The following is a 16,907-nucleotide window of genomic DNA, read 5'->3' on the forward strand; positions in this document are numbered from 1 at the left end:
CCGGTGCTTTTGTACTAGAGTCTGTTTATCTCTCAGCTCATAACAGAGGCGAAGATGAGAGCTGAACAAGCCCTAAAGCAATTCAAACAATTTCTGCATTGCCTGTTGATGCGTTAAATTCTGCTGTCTTAAATTACTGTAATTGGCACATAACTCGCCATACACATACCGGCCGTTCACGGTTTGAAATTGATCAGCAAAATCCTCCAGAATCTGATCTTCATTTGCCTCAATCCCCATTTCCTGTAATTGCCGTGTGGTCTGTACAGTACGATTGGCGATCACCCGGGGTTGCTCATGTACATATGGCTTAATAGAAAAGAGAAGTTTCTGGTAATAGTTGTTATCACGTGTGTTATCAGCATCTGGTTTAGCTTGATAAAGTGAGAGCAACCATTGTTCCGGCGGGGTGGGATCGGCAACTGATAGCATTTCTACTGGTTTGGCCTCTGGCATTCCTTGCTGTAGATTTTGCGGGACCGGTTTGACAATGGCATAGGATGGTTGCTGTTCTTCAACCTGAGACGTTTGCTGAGCATCATCATTACACCCGGTGACGCCAATAATGGCGACTGAAATAATTAAAAAGAACCCCACACGTTGCACCGCCAGGACCATTAATGTTAGTTTCATTTGGTTGCTCCCTGAATAGTTTGCTCGAACCTGCCGGGTTTATCAGTCTGACACTTTATGAAGGCATGGCCGTTTACTGAAAGTCACCGTAGCGTTCTTCAGCAGCAGCTTCACTGATAAAACTGGCAGCTACTAACTCCCAGCGTTGTTCAGCATCAAACACTCGACTGCATCCTAAGGCCTGTGAAACGTTGGGTTTAAGCGGAAACATTGATCGTCCCGCCTGTCTTACATCATAAAAATAACGATCCAGTTGTAAATCAATGATATGTGTCTGGTGGGTATTTTTTACAAATACTCTGGCCCCACCTTTCTCATCACAATCCTCATCCCACTCTTCATAAAACTCAATATAGTGAGTTGCTTCATTTGCTTCTGCCATTAAAACTGAGCTGTGTGCAATGCAAAATAGCCCCCCGATAAAAACAAGCAAACTGGCAGTAGAAAGTTTAGTGAGCATAAAAATTTAACTCCTGAAACAAATATGGGTTCATAGCTAAGTCCAGACCCAGTGTTAAGAATCAAAGTTTCTCCACAACCCAAGGTCAGGACATCATCCCTAGATGATTCAGGAATAAAGAATATTTATTACTCAGCAGCATTAAACCGACTGACCTGAAGCGGGAAACTTGATTGATCGAAAACAACTCGATAGTTTATTTAAGCAGGTAAGTACAATTTTTCAGGCCTGATAACGTAATCCCCGCTAAACCTTTATTTTGATTGAATCCGTTAATCTTCCTGAGTCATCGCATTAACTGGATTCTGATCAATTTTGTGTTACCAGGGCTTGTTGATCTTTCATCATTTTTTTGGAGAACATAATGTTTGACTGGAATTTATTGAGTGATGGGAAGGCATGGATATTTCAACCAGCCGTATTGAATTTCTTCCTGGTGCTCGGAATTGCAGTTGTAAGCTACATGTTACTTCGCATGGTGATGCGTTTTTTTATTACCCGCAGCGTCGATCTGCTCTCACGATCCAAAGGACGTTGGGGACGATATGGCGCTGAGGTCTTCAGGCATACAAGTCGATTATTAATAGCCGCCATGGCCGTCCAAATTGGTCTGGCACTAGTTGATCTTGGTCCTGAATGGGATAATCGGGTCAGTCATATATGGTTTCTGGTGCTGGCCTTGCAACTGGGACTGTGGATTGATGCTGCCATCGTCATGTGGAAAACAGAAACCATCGAAACGCGGGTAGACCGTGAAAACCAATTAACCGTCACCATTGTTTCCTTACTGGTTCGTACCAGCATCTGGGCTGTCGTATTGCTATCTGTATTGGCAAATCTGGGCGTCAACATTACCGCTCTGGTTGCCAGCCTGGGTATTGGTGGCATTGCCATCGCTCTGGCACTTCAGACATTGCTGGGAGATTTGTTTGCCTCTGCATCCATCGGTTTTGACAAACCTTTTAGAACCGGAGACTTTATTGTTTTTAATGATGTTGCCGGTACCATTGAATATATTGGGCTGAAAACCACGCGTATTCGAAGCCTGAGTGGCGAACAGATCATTTGCGGTAATACCAACCTGTTGCAGCAAATCATTCACAATTACAAACGAATGAATGAACGTCGAGTGGTTTTCTTTCTGGCAATTTCATTTCGCACGCCAGTCGCCAAAGCCAGACAGATACCCGGCTTAATAAAGGAAATCATCGAATCCATCGACAAAACCCGATTTGATCGCGCGCATTTATTCAAATTTGATGATTATTCGATGAGATTTGAGGTGGTCTATTACGTGCTAAGCTCAGACTACAATATTTATATGGATATCCAGCAAAACGTTAATTTTACGTTGCTGGAGGAGCTGGACAAAAGAGAAATCAGATTTGCTATGCCTGTGCGTTCCATTGAGTTTCTTGATGATATACCGATTCCTGACAAACCTCATGCTTCGAGCAGTCACCTCAGCGACAAGACTATTCACAAAGCAGAATAAGTTTGTTTAGGGCTTGTTATTGATTTGGAATGGTGAAAATGCCGTCAGGGTACTGGTTGCACATAAACTCAACAAAGGCACGAACCTTCGGGCTTTGTAAACGACGTGACGTATGCAGAATCCAAAGCTCGGTTTCCCCGTCGGCCATTCCCCATGACACAAGTTCACCTTTTTCAAGCTGACTGCCAATAATGGAGTGCGGGAGCATTGCCGCTCCTGCCCCTGCAGCAATGGCATCGCGGACCATTAACAGCGAAGAAAGACGAAGAACAGGTTGCGGTTCAAAGATGTGCTGACCATCGTTGACAGTCCAAAAGTCTCCGTCACGATAGGTTTGCATAACCACTGCCGGAACCTTAATCGGCTTACCGCGTTGGCCCTTCGGCATTTGAAATGAAGGTGCGGCAGCAAGCACTCTTTTGTCTCTAGCAAAGCATCTGCCAACCAACAAACTGTCATTATCTGGATTAATACGGATGGCAACATCGAAATGTTCTTCAACGAGATTGACCAGACGATCTTCCGACACCACTTCAATCTGTACATCAGGATAATTTTCCAGGAACTGAGCAGTAAGCCGTCCCAAAGCGAGCTGAGAAAACAGGAGCGGTGCTGCGATACGCAGGCGACCACGCGGTGAATCAAGGCCATCCTTTGCCGACGCTACTGCATCGGTGATCTCATGCATTGGTCCCTGCGTTCTGGCCAGTAGCAGTTGTCCTGCTTCAGTCAATTCCATGCTACGCGAACCTCGCTCGATGAGCCGAATACCCAAAGCTTCTTCGAGATCGGCTATACGACGCGATAGGGTTGCCTTAGACCTGCCACTGGCACGGCTGGCTTTTCCAAAACCACCATGAGCTGCTACCAGTTGGAAGTCGTTAAGTGCATTCAAATCCATCACGTCTCACTTTTGATACAAACTGTCTTTATTTTAGTGCCTTTGTTTTAAATATGGAATCACTTATTGTTTGGTTGTACGCAATTCAAACCCAACCAAGGAGACATTATCATGACCATTCTCGTTATAGGTGCAACCGGCACTGTCGGAAGCCAAGTTATCGAACAACTCACAAAGCGCGGTGCCGATGTTAGGGCACTTGTTCGTGATACCACTAAAGCCAACTTCCCTGCTGGTGTCGACATTGTCCAAGGCGATCTGCTCGACGTTGATTCGCTGAGAAGTGCCTTCGCCGGCGTCTCGACATTATTTCTGCTCAACGCAGTGGTAGCCGACGAATATACCCAAGCTCTGATAGCGCTCAATATTGCTCAGGAGGTCGGCATTGAGCGGATTGTTTACCTTTCTGTCATTCACGCCGACCGTTATCTGAACGTGCCGCACTTCGCCGGAAAATATGGTGTTGAGCGTATGATCGAGCAGATGGGCCTTAACGCCACCATTCTGCGTCCTGCCTATTACATCAGTAACGACATCACGATTAAGGATGTAGTGACGGGATACGGTATTTATCCAATGCCCATTGGCGACAAGGGGCTGGCCATGGTGGATACGCAAGATATTGCCGAGGTCGCTGCCCTCGAACTTATCCGTCGTGAGGAGTCTTCAGTACCGCAGCCGCTTAATCGAATCAATCTCGTCGGCCCTGACACGCTGACCGGACAGGATGTCGCCGAAATCTGGACGCAGGTACTGGGTACTCCGATCACCTATCCGGGCGATGACACTGCAGGATTCGAGCAGAATCTCCGGCAGTTCATGCCGAATTGGATGGCTTATGATATGCGTCTAATGAGCGAACGTTTCCTCACCGAGGGCATGATCCCCGATGTTGGCGATGTAGAACGTCTGACTTCGCTACTTGGACGTCCGTTGCGGAGCTATCGTGACTTCGCTGACAAACTTGTTTCGGCATAGATCTTTCAGGAAACTCTCGTCGATCAGGTAGTGTGTGAGTAATTTTTAACGACACAAAATAGAAAGCCCAGTCATCTAATGATGACTGGGCTTTTGTCCGAACGGAGGATGGGGATCTACCAGGCCGCAATTAAGCTGATAACACCCAATGACTATTGCTATAACTACATAAAATGAAAGATCGGTGCCAGAGCTACACCAAGTTTAATTTTGGGGAAAATTAGAGAAGAAAGTGGTGGCTACACCTAGATTCGAACTAGGGACCCCATCATTATGAGTGATGTGCTCTAACCAACTGAGCTATGTAGCCACGAAGCCGAGCATTTTACGTTGCTGGGCAATAAATATCAACATTAAGAGACTGTTAATCTCTTACAACCTGAAAGGCTGGGGAGATGGTTATAACCAATCGCTGAACTGAATACCAAACCCTATGCTGTTGGTGCGGTGGTCATAATCAATTAGACTTTCACCATAGCCATTAAACCACTGCACATAACCTCTAAAGTTTTTATACAGCGGAAAGCTCCAGCCCAGTTGCGTTGCGCCTTTATTATCGCTACGCAGATTATTACGGATCATTAGATCAAAACTGTGATCACCGTATTTATAAACCGAAGTGAAATCAAAATTCCCCATATATTTTTCAATATCCGGGTTATCGTCCGAGCTATCTCTTTCAGGAACCCGATACCATGGGCGAACAGCAAAATAAAAGTCGCCTTTTTCTACGACGAACTCCGCAAATATGCGATTCCAGCTACGGGATAATTCACCACTCTGGCCATTTGATTGGTGATTAAAGCCGACATTAATCAGTGAGTTTTTAAACCCGAATAACTCGGTATCGTTTGCAAATGAAAGCCAGGCCTCTGGTTCGTGGTTGGAATCACGAAACACTTGTGAGTTATCGTTATTAAACATTTGCCAGAAAGATCGGTTGGTATAAGCAATAAAGGCATCCGCCCGATTATTAAACAAACCTCTGACCACGGGAAGTTTTAAGCTGATTTGAAATTTACTTTCCCACGGTTGAAAATCATAGTCATTGCCAGGATCAGAAGCTTCAAAAGGAGCTTCATTGTAAGAAGCTACATTGTTACTGAAAATGAAGTAATTGGGTCGATGCGGCAAGAATGCAAATGGATTATTTGACTGACTTTTTTCTAAAACCAAACGACGTGTTAAGGCAGAACCATCCGCCGTTTTAATACTGGTGGCATCATCGCCATCAAGGGAGATAGTCTGCTCCTCAGCACGCTTCACCGCAGGCAAAGTGACCGGATCAAAAGATTCCTGTTTTTGTGAGCTGATGTCAGCGCTGCATATTGCGCGAATATCCCCGACCGTAACCGTATCATCGGAAGTAGCCATCTTGGACAAAATGCACGCATTCATAGCCGGATCGGCCTGTGCCACGCCCATCAGTATCGGTGTTAATAACACGCCAACAAACCATCTTTTCATGATTATTCCTTTACTTCAGAGCGCCTTCCGAGATCCACTGATCAAAGGCAAATTTTCAATTAGACGTTAAATCTAAAATGCATTACGTCGCCATCTTTAATGACATATTCTTTGCCTTCCAGACGCCATTTTCCGGCATCTTTAGCACCCTGTTCACCATTAAACTTCACAAAATCATCATAGGCGATAACTTCTGCGCGAATAAAGCCTTTTTGGAAATCAGTATGAATAACACCGGCACCTTCAGGTGCGGTCGCGCCGACTTCAACAGTCCAGGCACGTACTTCTTTAACACCAGCGGTAAAGTAGGTATGTAATCCAAGCAATTGATAACCGCTACGAATGACTCGATTCAGACCCGGTTCTTCCTGACCAAGTTCCTCAAGAAATTCTGCTTTATCCTCATCTGCCAGATCGGCAATCTCAGATTCAATAGCGGCACATATTGCTACAACAATAGCATTTTCTTTATCAGCCAAGGCCATTACTGCATCCAAAGCAGGATTGTTTTCAAAACCATCTTCAGCAACATTGGCAATATACATTGTTGGTTTGATGGTTAATAAATGCAAACCCGTTAATAATGCCAACTGTTCATCATCAAGATTCATTGCCCGAACAGGTGCCCCCTGGTCCAGGTGTTCGCGGATCTGTGTCAATAAATCCAGGCGTGCTTTGGCGACTTTATCACCGCCTTTGGCGTCCTTGGTAGTTTTGGTGATCGCTTTTTCTACTGATTCCAGATCAGCCAGAGCCAGTTCGGTATTGATCACTTCAATATCATCAACCGGCGAGACTTTACCGGCCACATGCACCACATTTTCATCTTCAAAACAGCGAACAACATGGGCGATAGCATCAGTTTCACGGATATTGGCCAGGAATTTATTACCTAAGCCTTCACCCTTGGAAGCCCCGGCAACCAGACCGGCAATATCAACAAATTCCATGGTAGTGGGCAAAACCCGTTGCGGATTAACGATTGCAGCCAGTTTATCCATACGCGGATCCGGCACCGGTACGATGCCAACATTAGGTTCAATCGTGCAGAACGGATAGTTTTGTGCTTCGATGCCCGCCTGCGTCAACGCATTAAATAACGTGGACTTGCCTACGTTAGGTAAACCGACAATACCGCATTTAAATCCCATGAGAAATCCTTAGGGGTTATTTATAACAATGACAAAATTCTTACCTCGCACCTTACACAGGTGTTTTCTAAAGTTCACAACAAGAAAGTTAAAAAACGATTCTTACTGTGAGTGCAGCCAGTTCATGGCTTTTTCGAGGTTTCCTGAAAGTACATCAGGTAAAACACGCAGGCTGTTATCGATACCTGCCATCATATTTTCCCGATCTGTTGCAGAGGGTTTACTCAGCACATAATCGGCAACTTGCTTACTATTGCCCGGATGATCAATACCAATCCGGCAACGTAAAAAATCTTTGCTGCCCAGTTGACTGATGATGTCACGCAGACCATTGTGCCCACCATGACCGCCACCGCGTTTCAGGCGCACCGTACCGGCGGGTAAATCCAATTCATCGTGGATAACGAGAATATTTTCTGCAGGGATTTTATAAAAATTGGCCAGCGCCGCAACAGATTGACCGCTGCGATTCATAAAGGTAAGTGGTTTGATCAACCAGACTTTGTGTTCAGGATTTGTGTATTGAATCAGTTGACCATGAAATCGGGATTCTGTTTTAAAACTCAGCCCAAAATCACTAGCCAACTGATCCAACCACCAGAACCCGACGTTGTGTCGGGTCTGTTCATACTGAGAACCGGGATTGCCCAGACCGGCGATAATCCAGTTTGTCATAACGGTTCCCGTCGACTGAATTAATCTTCAGTCGCTTCTTCCTCATCATCAGCTTCTGTATCTTCTTCAAGATCCACTTTAGCAACACGTGGCTCATGAATACTGACAACGGCTTGATCGTAAGAAGAACGTTCACCTTCTTCCAACTGCTCATCCTGAGTATGCGTCAAGGCAGTCAGAGTGACACCTTTAGGCAGCTTCAATTCGCTCAGGTGAATTGCTTCATCCATAGCCAGTTTTGCAACATCTATTTCGATGTATTCTGGCAGATCTTTAGGCAAACAAGAGATTTCAACCTCTGTCATCAGATGCGAAACCAAACCACCGGCTTTAACACCAACCGCTTTTTCCTCATTGATAAAGTGCAATGGAATAGTCATTGTCATTGCATGTTTGGCATCAACGCGCAGGAAGTCTGCATGGATGATTTTGTTGTCGTTCGCAGGATGACGTTGCAGATCTTTCAATACGACCTGATTTTTCTTGCCATCAATAACCAATGTCAGAATGTGAGCGTAAAACGCTTCTTCTGCCAAATGGCGAATGAATTGGTTATGGTTTACTGAAATTGAAACAGGTTCTTTTTCAGCACCGTAGACTACTGCTGGTACTTTGCCCGCATGACGTAGGCGGCGGCTCGCACCTTTCCCCTGGTCAGTACGCGCTTCAGCTTGTACTTCAAATAAATTTTCCATCTTCTTCTCCAAGACTAAAAAACGGACACGAGGCCCGTTCATATGCCGTTTTCCGGCTTTTCGCCTCCCCCGCGACCAGGTTCAGCACATACAACCAAAATAAATTTTTTGGTTAATCCATATATAAAGAGCTAACTGACTCTTCATTACTAATTCGGTACATCGCTTCCGCGAGCATTTCAGCAATGCTCAAGACGCGAATTTTGTCACATGCGGCCGCATCAGGCTGCAATGGGATGGTATCTGTCACCACTAATTCGTTCAGCAACGAATTATTGATATTTTTAATGGCTGCTCCCGATAAAACCGGGTGAGTACAGTAAGCAACCACATTGGTGGCACCATGTTCTTTCAAAGCGGCTGCTGCGGCACACAACGTACCAGCAGTATCGACCATATCATCGACCATCACACAGGTACGGCCATCAATATCACCGATGATATTCATTACTTTGGCCACATTGGCACGAGGGCGGCGCTTATCAATAATCGCCAGTTCAACATCCAAATGTTTGGCTAATGCACGGGCACGAACCACACCCCCAACATCCGGCGAGACCACAACCAAGTCCTGGTATTTGTGTTTCCAGATGTCACCCAGTAACACGGGTGAGGCGTAGACATTATCAACAGGGCAATCAAAAAAGCCCTGGATCTGATCGGCATGTAAATCAACGGTTAAAACACGGTCTGCGCCAACACCTGTCAACATATTGGCAACTACCTTAGCGGTAATGGCAACACGAGCTGAACGAGGACGGCGATCCTGACGGGAATAACCAAAATAAGGGACAACCAGGGTAATGCGTTTGGCTGATGCACGACGGATAGCGTCGGTCATCACCATTAATTCCATCAGGTTATCGTTGGTAGGCATACAGGTTGGTTGGACGATAAACACGTCCTTGCCTCGGACATTGTCGAGAATTTCAACCATGATCTCGCCATCACTGAATTTCTCAACTGTGGCTTTACCCAAGCTGATATTCAGAAAATTGGCGATATTTTCTGACAGTTTACGATTAGCGTTTCCAGTGAAGACCATCATATTGTCGTCTGCAGAACGCTGTTGTAACTGGAGGAGTCGGTTTTGAGTCACTATAGAGATGCCGAGTTCATTCAATAAACAAAAAGAGTGGCTGGGGTACCAGGATTCGAACCTGGGAATGACGGGATCAAAACCCGTTGCCTTACCGCTTGGCGATACCCCAACTGTTTTTACTCAACTCTATCAAATTGCAGTTACATTAAGACTTCAATCGAAGTCTTGAGCACAAAAACTCAACGGTGATTTGTTGCAGCCTTTGGCAGTAAAAGCATGCCAATGTTCCGGCACATGTTCTAAAACATTTTCAGCCGCAGTGGCTGAGTCAAAGCGGGCAAATACACAAGACCCTGTTCCGGTCATACGTGGATTGGTGGCATATTGTGCCAACCATGCCAGTGCTTGTGCAACTGGTGGATGCATTTTTTTCACCACCGATTCGCAAATGTTACTGCCTTCCCCCGCAAGGAAGCCCGCTATTGTGATGGGTTCACAATCGCGTGTCAATTCAGTTGCGGAAAATATTTCAGCGGTGGAGACGGCGCATTGGGGAAAGATAACTAAATACCAAGGTTCTGGTGGATCAATTTTAGTAAAAATTTCTCCTACACCCTCGGCCCACGCCGCGTGACCTCGCACAAAAACCGGCACATCTGCGCCTAATTGCAACCCCAGACCCGCTAATTGATCTTCTGATAAATCACATTGCCAAAGCTTATTCAGCGCAACGAGGGTGGTGGCGGCATCGGAACTGCCTCCTCCCAGACCACCTCCCATCGGCAGATTTTTTTCCAGTTGGATAACAGCACCTGAATGACAATTGCAGGTTGATTGTAAAAGCCGGGCGGCTTTTACAATCAGATTATCCTGATCTGCAACGTCTGGCAGATCGCCTTGTAAGGTGATTTGCGAATCTTCGGTGACGGTAAATTTTAATCTGTCGCCATAGTCAAGAAACTGAAATGCCGTCTGTAACTCATGATATCCATCTGGCCGTCTGCCGGTGATATGTAAAAACAGATTCAGTTTTGCCGGTGCAGGCCACCATTCATTCATTTACCAGCTTTCCATCCATTCATTACCAGACGAATACTTAACTGCGGATGTTCGATAAAGATCTTCGCCGGCACATCATTGCCTTCCAACGGCGCATAATCAACAAACTCCACTTGCCACCCTGCCTGGGAAAGCGTAATTAAGCGGCCTTTTTCATCCAGGGTTTTCTCATCAATCTTGATAGGGGCATGCGGCAAGCCTCTGACCCAGTCACGCAAGGCACTGACCGGTAATAACCAGCCCAGCACTTCTGCAAGAAGCTCTTCCGGTGTAGCAGCAGAATAGGTTTCACCATCAGAAAAAGTCATGGTGACCAGTTTGTCATTACCGGCTAACTCCACTCCCCCTTGAGAAAAGGGACCAAACAAGCGGATATTGAATTCTTCCTTCTGCTGTTGCCAGGTCACGCCGACATTCCAGCCTTCTTTGTCCTGACGAATAACCGTGCGACCTCGAAATGACCAGTTATCCATTTGTTTTAACGCCGTCTGACGGGTTTCCCACAACTGTTCAGCTGGTTCTAATGGTTTTGTCTGCCAGAATGGGGTACAGGCCGTCATCAACAGCAAACTGGTTACTACAAGAAGCTGTTTCATTTGGTCAACCGCTGCAGGGTCTCCTGAAGGACTTTGTTATTCGGATCCAGTTTCTTCCCCTGCTCCCAATACTTTCTGGCTTCATTTTTTTTATTCTGCATCCACAGCACTTCACCCAGATGGGCAACAAACTCCACATCGGCCTGAATCTCCACTGCCTCACGCAGGTAATATTCAGCTTTTTCCAAATCACCCATCCGGTAATACACCCATCCCAGGCTATCGAGGTAATAAGGATCATTAGGCCGCAGTTCCAAAGCTTTATTGATTAACTGCAAAGCTTCTTCATGTCGATCAGTACGATCGGTCAGGGTATAACCCAAGGCATTCATCGCCTGAGCATTTTCCGGGTCAATTTTCAGAATAGTGCGCAGATCTTGTTCCAGCATCTCCAGCTTGCCAATCGATTCGGCCACCATGGCGCGACTGTATAACAGATCCTGATTGCCCGGATGATTGGTCAGGGCTTCCGTTAACAACTCAACAGACTCTTCCGGCATGTCGTGATCCCGCAAAAAAGCGGCTTCAAACAAATAAAAATCAATGGCCTGCTGAGGACGTTCCTGACGCAGCAATTGCAGATGCTGTCGTGCTTTATCAATATCACCTTGATCGGCCAATAAATTGATATAACGGGTTTGCGCCATTTCAAAACGCTGGCTGTCTGTTGGCACTGAGGCGAACCAGACCAAAGCAGAATCCACATTGCCATTCATTTCTTCGGCAAGCCCCATAAAATAGCTGGCCTGACCACCGGCATCACCCATTTGTAATAACTGACTGAAATACGACTTGGCGGTTTCTCCATCATCGCGTTCCAAAGCCAGTAATCCCAGCGCAAAAATCACATCCGGGTTTTCCGGACTCTCCAAATGCAATTCTTCAAAAATGCGCTTTGCCTTTTCCGATTCGCCACTTTCCCCTAACAGTTTTCCATAGGTGAAGCGTAAGGACTCACTTGCCCCATCGCGCTGAGCTGCTTTGGCAATTAACTTTAACGCTTCTTCTTTTTTATCAAAGGTTTGCAGTAAATCCGCTTTAAGGCTCAGATAAGCTTCGTTGTTTGGGTCTTCTTCCAACAATTCATCGACGGCGATTTCAGCTACATCAAAGCGCTGGAAATAAGCCGCTAATCGGGCATAGGTAAAGCGAGCAGCCGGATCATCATTTTTATACAGGTCCAATTCCAGAATCGTCTGCAAACCTCTTTCCGGATCTCCCTTCTCGCTTAAATTGGCGGCTAGGCTTTCCAGATATTTTTCTTTGTTCTCCGGCTCCAAAGCGAGCGCTTTGTTTATGTTCACAACGACTTCGGCATAATTATCTTCCATTAATAAAAATGGAACCCGCATCACATAGACCTCGGCCTCTTCCGGGGAGACTTCCTGCCATCGGGTCAATGCCCGGTCAATACGTTTGGGATCTCGTGAAAATGTCGAAATTCGTGCGGAACGTCCCGCCAGTTCGGGAGAATCGGTTAATTCTGCTGCCTGGTTATATAAATCGACCGCAATATCAAGTTGACCGCGCTGACCCGCAATTTCGGCGGTAAGCACGTAATAAATCAGTTCTGGAGTCAAAGGCAAATCCAATTCCGTCTGCGCAGTTTCCACTGTCTCTGCTTCGTTTACTTCCACTGGCTGCAGGGGAGTTTTTTCGTCTGATTGCTTAGCTGTAGCGGCGCATCCAAACAGTAAAATAGGTATCATCACCCAGGCCGCCGATGAGGCGAACTGTTTTGAATGACCGCGTAACTGTTGCAATAAATCCATAATTCAACGACCTGACTGATTGAGTTTGATAGAATGGCGAATTAGTCTTGTCCAGACCGAGATATAAGACAACTTAGCTCACGGCTGCAAAGTTTAACAGCATACAACACGACTCCTTAATTATGCATCTTGTCACTTACGGCATTAATCACACAACCGCACCGGTTGATGTGCGCGAGAAGCTTAGCTTTGATGCTGATAAATTACCTTTGGCTTTAGCGTCACTGATGCTGAATGAAAGCGTGATTGAAGCAGTCATTGTCTCAACCTGCAACCGTACCGAAATATACTGTCATCTAGACGAAGATTATGACAATAGTGTCCTGTTATGGTTGCATAACTTTCAACAACAGGATGCCAATGCCCTCAAGTCCTATCTCTATTGTTACGAAGGTGCTGATGCGGTAAGACATTTATTTCGGGTCGCCTGTGGTCTGGATTCGTTAGTTTTAGGCGAACCGCAGATTCTCGGTCAGTTAAAAACCGCCTACACCCAGGCCCTTAACGCAAAGGCGCTGGGGAAATCGCTGGGACGTTTGTTTCAACATGCTTTTGGCGTAGCCAAGCAGGTGCGTACCGATACCGCCATTGGCAACAGTCCGGTTTCAGTCGCCTTTGCTGCTGTCAGTCTGGCAAAACAAATCTTCAGTAATCTGGCCGAATCAACCGCCCTGCTAATCGGTGCCGGCGAAACCATCGAACTGGTCGCCCGTCATCTGTTTGATAATGGTATCAAGCGTCTGATTATTGCCAATCGCACCGTTGAGAAAGCCCATCTTCTGGCAACCTCGGTAAATGGATACGCGATTAGTCTGAGTGAAATTCCGGCCCACCTCGCCGAAGCAGATATTGTGATCAGCTCCACCGCCAGCCAGCTGCCCATACTTGGCAAAGGTACGGTCGAAAGTGCATTAAAGCTGCGCAAACGTAAACCGATTTTTATGGTGGATATTGCGGTTCCACGGGATATCGAAGCAGAAGTTGGACAGCTTGAAGACATTTATTTATATAGCGTTGATGATCTGCATGACATTATTGAAGAAAATCTGCAGTCACGGCGTGATGCTGCCAAGCAGGCAGAGGAAATCATAGACACGCAGGCCGATCACTTTGCCGGCTGGATGCGCAGTCAGGATACCGTACCGGTAATTCGGTCGATTCGTGAGCGCGGACAGATGCTCAGCACCCAGGCCGTTGATAAAGCCCTGCGTCAGCTGGAACAGGGTGCGAGTGCTGAAATGGTGATGACTGAACTGGCCCGAACCCTGACCAACAAACTGTTACATGAACCCAGTAGACAACTGCGGCAATCAGCATTTGAATCAGATGAAAATAATCCGATGATTGATGCTGCCCGCCGTTTATTTAACATTAAGGATTGATCTGTGAAAGATTCCATCAGGCATAAACTTGAAGCATTAGTTGATCGTCATGAAGAGATCAGTGGCCTGCTATCTGATCCGGAAACCATGGCCAATCAGAACAAATTTCGCACTTTATCGCAGGAATATGCACAGCTGGAGCCAGTTGTTAAACACTTTGGCTTATATCTGCAAACCTTGAGTGATTTGAAAGACGCTCAAGCAATGATGCAAGAAAGTGATCCGGAAATGCGTGAAATGGCCAAGGAAGAATTGGCCATTGCCGAAGAAAAGCAGGAACAGCTTGCCATTGATTTGCAGAAATTGTTGTTACCTAAAGATCCAAATGATCAACGTAATATCTTTCTGGAAGTCCGCGCCGGTACCGGTGGTGATGAAGCCGCCATTTTCTCCGGTGATTTATTTCGAATGTACACGCGTTATGCTGAGTCACGTCGCTGGCAGGTTGAAGTGCTCAATGCTCAGGAAGGCGAGCATGGTGGTTATAAAGAAATCATCGCCCGTATTGTTGGTGATGGTGCCTACTCACGGTTGAAATTTGAATCCGGCGCCCATCGGGTGCAACGGGTTCCGGAAACAGAATCGCAAGGACGGATTCATACCTCAGCCTGTACGGTAGCGATTTTGCCGGAAGCCGATGAAATCGATCAGATTGAAATCAACCCGGCTGATATCAAAATGGATACCTTCCGTTCATCCGGTGCCGGTGGCCAGCACGTTAATACTACTGATTCCGCCGTACGTATCACACACATTCCAACCGGGATTATCGTTGAGTGTCAGGAAGAACGTTCACAGCACAAAAACCGCGCCAAAGCGATGTCCGTTTTGCAATCACGCATCATGGCGGCGAAAGAGGAAAAACAAGCCTCTGAACAGGCCGAAACCCGCAGATTGTTAGTCGGTAGCGGAGATCGCAGCGAACGTATCCGTACCTATAACTATCCACAAGGCCGCATTACCGACCATCGAATCAATTTAACCTTATATAAATTGGATGAAGTCATGTCAGGTCAGCTGGATCAGGTCATTGATCCGTTAATCAGCGAATACCAAGCCGATCAGCTGGCGTTATTGTCGAAGGATTCCTAGGATCAAAAGACCTAGGCTTTCGCTAGCCAATCCTGAGGTTGAAGGTAGTAATCATATAACTTGGCTTCCGCCGAGCCCGGCTCGGGTTGCCAGTTATAGCGCCATTTGACCAATGGCGGTAACGACATCAGGATCGACTCGGTACGTCCACCCGACTGCAAACCAAACAAGGTGCCGCGGTCATAAACCAGATTAAATTCCACATAACGACCACGACGATACAGCTGAAAATCACGCTGTTCTTCGGTATAGCGCAACTCTTTGCGACGCTCGACAATTGGTAGATACGCTGTGGTGTAACTGTTGCCAACGCTTCGCAACAAACCAAAGCAATGTTCAAAATCCGGCTGATTCAAATCATCGAAAAACAGCCCGCCAACCCCCCGCGGTTCGTTGCGATGCTTGAGAAAGAAATACTCATCACACCACTTTTTGTAATCATCGTATACCGTGTCACCAAAAGGGTCGCAGGCATTTTTAGCTGTTTGATGCCAATGAATAACATCGTCATCAAAGGTGTAATAGGGCGTCAGATCATAACCACCACCAAACCACCAGATAGGTTCTTCACCGGCTTTTTCAGCAATAAAGAAACGTACATTGGCATGGGAGGTTGGTACATACGGGTTATGTGGATGAATCACCAGCGATACGCCCATCGCCTGAAAACTGCGCCCGGCAAGTTCAGGCCGACTGGCCGTTGCTGATGGCGGTAAGTTATCACCGCTGACTTCGGAGAAATTGACCCCTGCCTGTTCAAACACCGCCCCGTTATTTAAAACCCGGGTTCGTCCCCCACCACCGGCTGGGCGCTGCCAGTCATCTTCAGCAAATTTCTGTTTGCCATCTGAATTTTCAACCTCTTTACAGATAGCATCTTGTAGAGTGAGTAAATACTCACGTACGGCATTAATATCCGGCCCACTCATCGCAGTACCTCACCAGTGAATGCATCACGAATAGTGGATGGCTTGTTAGCTCCGCCCAATGCCCCGGGCAGCACATAATCCAGTTCAGGTAACTGCCAATGCACTTGATGAACATTTTTGGCAGGTCGCAACCCGGTAATATTGGCACTGCTGGAAACCAGCGGTCCGCCAAATCTGCGGCATAGTTCTGCCGCTAAGGGATGTGCTGTTACTCTGACCGCCAGTGTGTCTCGCCCACCGGTTAATAAGGGAGAAACCGAAGAACGAACCGGCAATAACCAGGTGTTTGGGCCGGGCCAGCTTTGAGTCACTTTGGCGAGAATGTCAGCAGATAACGGCTGGATAAAATCCTGCAATTGGTTGAAGTCTGATGCAATCAGAATCAGGCCTTTTTCCAAGGGGCGACGCTTCATCATCAATAATCTGATAATGGCGGTTTCGCTCGAGGGATCACAGCCAACGCCAAACACTGCTTCGGTAGGATAGGCAATTACCCCATCCTCCTGCAAAGCAAGGCAGGCCTGTCTTAATTGCCAGTTAGAAAAATTCATATTCGGTGCAGATCGCTACTTTTAAAAGA

17 protein-coding genes and 2 tRNA genes are annotated in these 16,907 nt (G+C 46.5%); 4 read left to right on the forward strand and 15 right to left on the reverse strand.

The genetic code is table 11. The annotated features are described in order from the left end of the window. Positions 1 to 72: 72 nt before the first annotated feature. Positions 73 to 633, reverse strand: coding sequence for a hypothetical protein (locus B3S93_RS05540; protein ID WP_292403787.1), 561 nt, complete (start codon positions 631 to 633; stop codon positions 73 to 75). Positions 634 to 706: 73 nt separating this feature from the next. Further along, entirely contained in the window at positions 707 to 1,093 is a 387-nt protein-coding gene (locus B3S93_RS05545) for a hypothetical protein (protein WP_292403785.1), read from the reverse strand. Between the two features lie 364 nt (positions 1,094 to 1,457). On the opposite strand from B3S93_RS05545, the gene B3S93_RS05550 reads away from it, so the two are divergent. After that, positions 1,458 to 2,588, forward strand: a complete 1,131-nt coding sequence (locus tag B3S93_RS05550; RefSeq protein ID WP_292403782.1) for a mechanosensitive ion channel family protein — start codon at positions 1,458 to 1,460, stop codon at positions 2,586 to 2,588. Positions 2,589 to 2,604: 16 nt separating this feature from the next. Here the strand turns inward: B3S93_RS05550 and B3S93_RS05555 are convergent, their stop codons facing one another. Then, positions 2,605 to 3,489 (reverse strand): LysR family transcriptional regulator, encoded by an 885-nt coding sequence (locus tag B3S93_RS05555; protein WP_292403779.1) that lies wholly within the window; start codon positions 3,487 to 3,489, stop codon positions 2,605 to 2,607. A 111-nt stretch (positions 3,490 to 3,600) separates the two neighbouring features. On the opposite strand from B3S93_RS05555, the gene B3S93_RS05560 reads away from it, so the two are divergent. Further along, on the forward strand, positions 3,601 to 4,467 hold the full coding sequence (locus tag B3S93_RS05560; RefSeq protein WP_292403776.1) for an SDR family oxidoreductase: 867 nt from the start codon (positions 3,601 to 3,603) through the stop codon (positions 4,465 to 4,467). 233 nt (positions 4,468 to 4,700) lie between these two features. Here B3S93_RS05560 and B3S93_RS05565 read toward each other — a convergent pair. From B3S93_RS05565 to B3S93_RS05610, 10 genes are all read right to left on the reverse strand, one after another. Next, a tRNA-Met gene (locus B3S93_RS05565) sits at positions 4,701 to 4,777 on the reverse strand. Positions 4,778 to 4,866: 89 nt separating this feature from the next. After that, positions 4,867 to 5,934 carry a phospholipase A gene (locus B3S93_RS05570; RefSeq protein ID WP_292354470.1) on the reverse strand — a complete coding sequence of 356 codons (1,068 nt, stop codon included), beginning with the start codon at positions 5,932 to 5,934 and terminating at the stop codon, positions 4,867 to 4,869. Positions 5,935 to 5,993: 59 nt separating this feature from the next. After that, positions 5,994 to 7,085 (reverse strand): redox-regulated ATPase YchF, encoded by a 1,092-nt coding sequence (gene ychF / locus B3S93_RS05575; protein WP_292403773.1) that lies wholly within the window; start codon positions 7,083 to 7,085, stop codon positions 5,994 to 5,996. Positions 7,086 to 7,187: 102 nt separating this feature from the next. After that, positions 7,188 to 7,760, reverse strand: a complete 573-nt coding sequence (gene pth / locus B3S93_RS05580; RefSeq protein WP_292354466.1) for an aminoacyl-tRNA hydrolase — start codon at positions 7,758 to 7,760, stop codon at positions 7,188 to 7,190. Between the two features lie 20 nt (positions 7,761 to 7,780). Then, positions 7,781 to 8,455, reverse strand: a complete 675-nt coding sequence (locus tag B3S93_RS05585) for a 50S ribosomal protein L25/general stress protein Ctc (RefSeq protein ID WP_292354464.1) — start codon at positions 8,453 to 8,455, stop codon at positions 7,781 to 7,783. 112 nt (positions 8,456 to 8,567) lie between these two features. Next, complete coding sequence (locus B3S93_RS05590) at positions 8,568 to 9,503, reverse strand: ribose-phosphate diphosphokinase (protein ID WP_292354683.1); 936 nt, start codon at positions 9,501 to 9,503, stop codon at positions 8,568 to 8,570. Between the two features lie 88 nt (positions 9,504 to 9,591). Continuing rightward, positions 9,592 to 9,666: transfer RNA gene (locus B3S93_RS05595), tRNA-Gln, on the reverse strand. A gap of 44 nt (positions 9,667 to 9,710) precedes the next feature. Further along, positions 9,711 to 10,556 carry a 4-(cytidine 5'-diphospho)-2-C-methyl-D-erythritol kinase gene (ispE, locus tag B3S93_RS05600; protein WP_292354462.1) on the reverse strand — a complete coding sequence of 282 codons (846 nt, stop codon included), beginning with the start codon at positions 10,554 to 10,556 and terminating at the stop codon, positions 9,711 to 9,713. Further along, positions 10,553 to 11,152 carry a lipoprotein insertase outer membrane protein LolB gene (lolB, locus tag B3S93_RS05605; RefSeq protein WP_292354461.1) on the reverse strand — a complete coding sequence of 200 codons (600 nt, stop codon included), beginning with the start codon at positions 11,150 to 11,152 and terminating at the stop codon, positions 10,553 to 10,555. Before lolB ends, ispE begins: the two co-directional genes overlap by 4 nt. Beyond that, complete coding sequence (locus tag B3S93_RS05610; RefSeq protein ID WP_292354459.1) at positions 11,149 to 12,924, reverse strand: tetratricopeptide repeat protein; 1,776 nt, start codon at positions 12,922 to 12,924, stop codon at positions 11,149 to 11,151. The genes lolB and B3S93_RS05610 overlap by 4 nt, the downstream gene beginning before the upstream one ends. A 122-nt stretch (positions 12,925 to 13,046) precedes the next feature. Here B3S93_RS05610 and hemA point away from each other — a divergent pair, with 122 nt between their 5' ends. Then, the gene (gene hemA / locus B3S93_RS05615) at positions 13,047 to 14,306 is read left to right on the forward strand and encodes a glutamyl-tRNA reductase (protein WP_292403769.1); all 1,260 of its coding nucleotides are present in this window, start codon (positions 13,047 to 13,049) and stop codon (positions 14,304 to 14,306) included. Positions 14,307 to 14,309: 3 nt separating this feature from the next. Continuing rightward, the gene (gene prfA, locus B3S93_RS05620; RefSeq protein ID WP_014705722.1) at positions 14,310 to 15,398 is read left to right on the forward strand and encodes a peptide chain release factor 1; all 1,089 of its coding nucleotides are present in this window, start codon (positions 14,310 to 14,312) and stop codon (positions 15,396 to 15,398) included. A gap of 11 nt (positions 15,399 to 15,409) precedes the next feature. Here the strand turns inward: prfA and hemF are convergent, their stop codons facing one another. Both hemF and B3S93_RS05630 read right to left on the reverse strand, forming a co-directional pair. Further along, the gene (gene hemF, locus B3S93_RS05625) at positions 15,410 to 16,327 is read right to left on the reverse strand and encodes an oxygen-dependent coproporphyrinogen oxidase (RefSeq protein WP_292403766.1); all 918 of its coding nucleotides are present in this window, start codon (positions 16,325 to 16,327) and stop codon (positions 15,410 to 15,412) included. Continuing rightward, a complete protein-coding gene (locus B3S93_RS05630) occupies positions 16,324 to 16,878 on the reverse strand; it encodes a Sua5/YciO/YrdC/YwlC family protein (protein WP_292403762.1) in 555 nt (184 codons plus the stop codon). Before B3S93_RS05630 ends, hemF begins: the two co-directional genes overlap by 4 nt. Between the last annotated feature and the right edge of the window lie 29 nt (positions 16,879 to 16,907).

The sequence above is a fragment of the Methylophaga sp. UBA3613 genome, from assembly GCF_002375415.1.
Taxonomy (GTDB): domain Bacteria; phylum Pseudomonadota; class Gammaproteobacteria; order Nitrosococcales; family Methylophagaceae; genus Methylophaga.